Origin of the sequence: Actinomadura sp. KC345 (assembly GCF_004348515.1) — a bacterium.
Lineage (GTDB): Bacteria > Actinomycetota > Actinomycetes > Streptosporangiales > Streptosporangiaceae > Spirillospora.
The window spans coordinates 1-2,257 of the sequence record NZ_SMKH01000531.1 but is presented as its reverse complement, the minus strand read 5'-3'; the positions used below and the strand labels follow the sequence as shown (position 1 = coordinate 2,257).

The 2,257-nt window shown below is 65.8% G+C and carries 2 protein-coding genes; both read left to right on the top strand.

Annotated features, from left to right (window positions below; all coding sequences use genetic code 11):
* Window positions 1–115: 115 nt before the first annotated feature.
* Window positions 116–1,432 (top strand): hypothetical protein, encoded by a 1,317-nt coding sequence (locus E1281_RS39260; protein WP_131884751.1) that lies wholly within the window; start codon window positions 116–118, stop codon window positions 1,430–1,432.
* Window positions 1,429–2,061 carry a 2'-5' RNA ligase family protein gene (locus E1281_RS39255; RefSeq protein WP_131884750.1) on the top strand — a complete coding sequence of 211 codons (633 nt, stop codon included), beginning with the start codon at window positions 1,429–1,431 and terminating at the stop codon, window positions 2,059–2,061. The genes E1281_RS39260 and E1281_RS39255 overlap by 4 nt, the downstream gene beginning before the upstream one ends.
* The last annotated feature ends 196 nt before the right edge of the window (window positions 2,062–2,257 follow it).

Here is a 2,257-nt window from a genome sequence, read left to right as displayed (position 1 = left end):
GTACGGTGTTGCTTGTCAGAGAGGCAACCAGTCAGCACGTTCCGTCAGCACCGCCAACCAGCCCCCTTTTCCGCCCCCAACCAGCCCCTTTCGCCCCCCTGCGAGGCAAGGCCGGATGCCCGACACGATCCCCAACACGCAACTCACCGCATGGCGCGAGGCGAAGTACGCCACCCGCGCCGAAATGGCCGAGGCGATCAACCGCACGCCCACGGCGATCGCGAACGGGCTGCTCTGTGACGAGGAACGGCTCCGCCGTTGGGAGCGGGGCGAAGTGCGCTGGCCGCACCCGCCCTACCGGAAGGCACTTCAAGAGCTGACTGGCCGGACGGCCGAGCGACTCGGCTTCATCCCGCCGGCGAAGCAGAAGGACCGCCGTCCAGGCACGAGAATCGCGGCTCCCGCTCCCGAAGCGGCGGAGCCCGAGCGCGTCGACACGGCCGAGCTGGCACAAACGGCGGAGCTCGTCCGCCTGACTCAATGGGTGACCGCGAGCGACACCAACGAAGAGGCGATCGCGCGGCTTGCGCGATCAACGACGTCACTCGCGAGATCCCACACGCAGGTCCCGGCGAAACGACTTCTCCGCGAAGTAGTCCAACTACACCGCCGGACGCAGGAGCTCTTGGAGGGCGGACGTCACCGGCCCCGGCACACGCGGGAACTACTCAGGATCGATTCAGATCTTCTCGCGCACGCTGCTGTGATCTTCGGAGACGTCAATCTCGACGACGCCGCCGAAGAATATGCCGCCGCCGCGCTCATGCTGGCTCAGGAGGCCGGAGCAAGCGAGGCGTTCGCTTGGTACGCCCAGGCCAAAACAGCACGCTGGCAGAACCGCTTCATCGAGGCAGCCGACCTTGCCCGGCAAGGCTTCGAGGCCAGCGCACCCAGCCCGATGAAGACCCAACTTGCCTGGTATGAAGCCAACGCCGCCGTTCTGCTAGGAGACAAGACACGGGCACGTGAAGCCGTGGAGCGCGCCGAGCGATCCGCCGAGGCCACCCACGAGACTCCCTCTGATCACTCGGTGTGGTCGTTCCCGATCGAGCGCCAAGCCCTGTTCTCTCTGTCGGTGGCCATGCGAACCGGCGATCTCGACGGCGCACTACAAGCCGCGGAGATGGCAGACAGCGCATGGGCGGCAGGCACCCCGATCTCACCCGCGAACTGGGCTCAAATACGCGTCGGAACCGGAGTCGCCCACCTTCTCAGGGGCGACCTGGAGGGCACCGCCGAAGAACTCACCAAGCTTCTGACGCTGGACCCCGGCATGCGTCTTACGACCGTCACGCGCTACCTGGCAGACCTGGACCGCCGACTGAACGGGCCGCGTTTGCAAGGCAGCACGCTCGCCGTCCAGCTCAGGCAGCAGATCCGCGATTTCAACGCTGCCGCCCTGACCGATGATGCAGATATGGAGAGCCCATGAGTCCGCTTCCCGCGCATATGACCGACCGATGGCGAAACCGCGCGGAGCCCGGACCAGGGCAAGGCACGCTCTACTGGCACATCCTCATGGGCGACCACCCCGAAGCGCAGGACCTCGCCCAGGACGCCCAAGAACGACTCGCCGACATCCCCGGCCTGCACATAACCCCCACCGAGTGGCTGCACATCACCACCCACGTCGCCGGACCCACCGAAGAGATCACCGACGCCCAGCAGCACGACATGCTCGCCATGGCACAAGGTCTTCTCACCAAGATCCCACCCGTCAACGTGACCCTTGACCGGATCCTGTACCACCCCGAAGCGATCGCCGTCGCCGTCCAGCCCACAGACCCCTTGGCCAGGATCCGCGAGGCCATCCAAGAGGCCACCCTCAAAGTGACCGGCAGCGAAGGCAGTACCGAGGGGCCCGAGCCCTGGACCCCCCACATGACGATCGCCTACAGCGAGACCGACCAACCGGCCGGGCCACTCATCACCGCACTCGGCCGAGAGCTTCCAACCCGCCGCATCATCATCGACACCGTCACTCTCGTCGACCAACGCGGAGCAGAACGCCGTTGGGACTGGCACCCCGTAGGCAACGCCCGCCTACTCGGCCACCGCTGACGATCCACGGACGCCGAGGCGGACACAACCCGTGATCATTGCCGAATTGGGCTGTTTTGGATCAAGGAGGGCGGCCCCCAGTGCGGAACCTGTCAAACCTGATGAGACGTCAGGCCACTTGAGCGGTTTGTGTCTCGTTGTCGTTCTGGAGTGCTTCGGGTGGCGGGTTGATCCAGACCTTGTCCGGTAGTGGGGG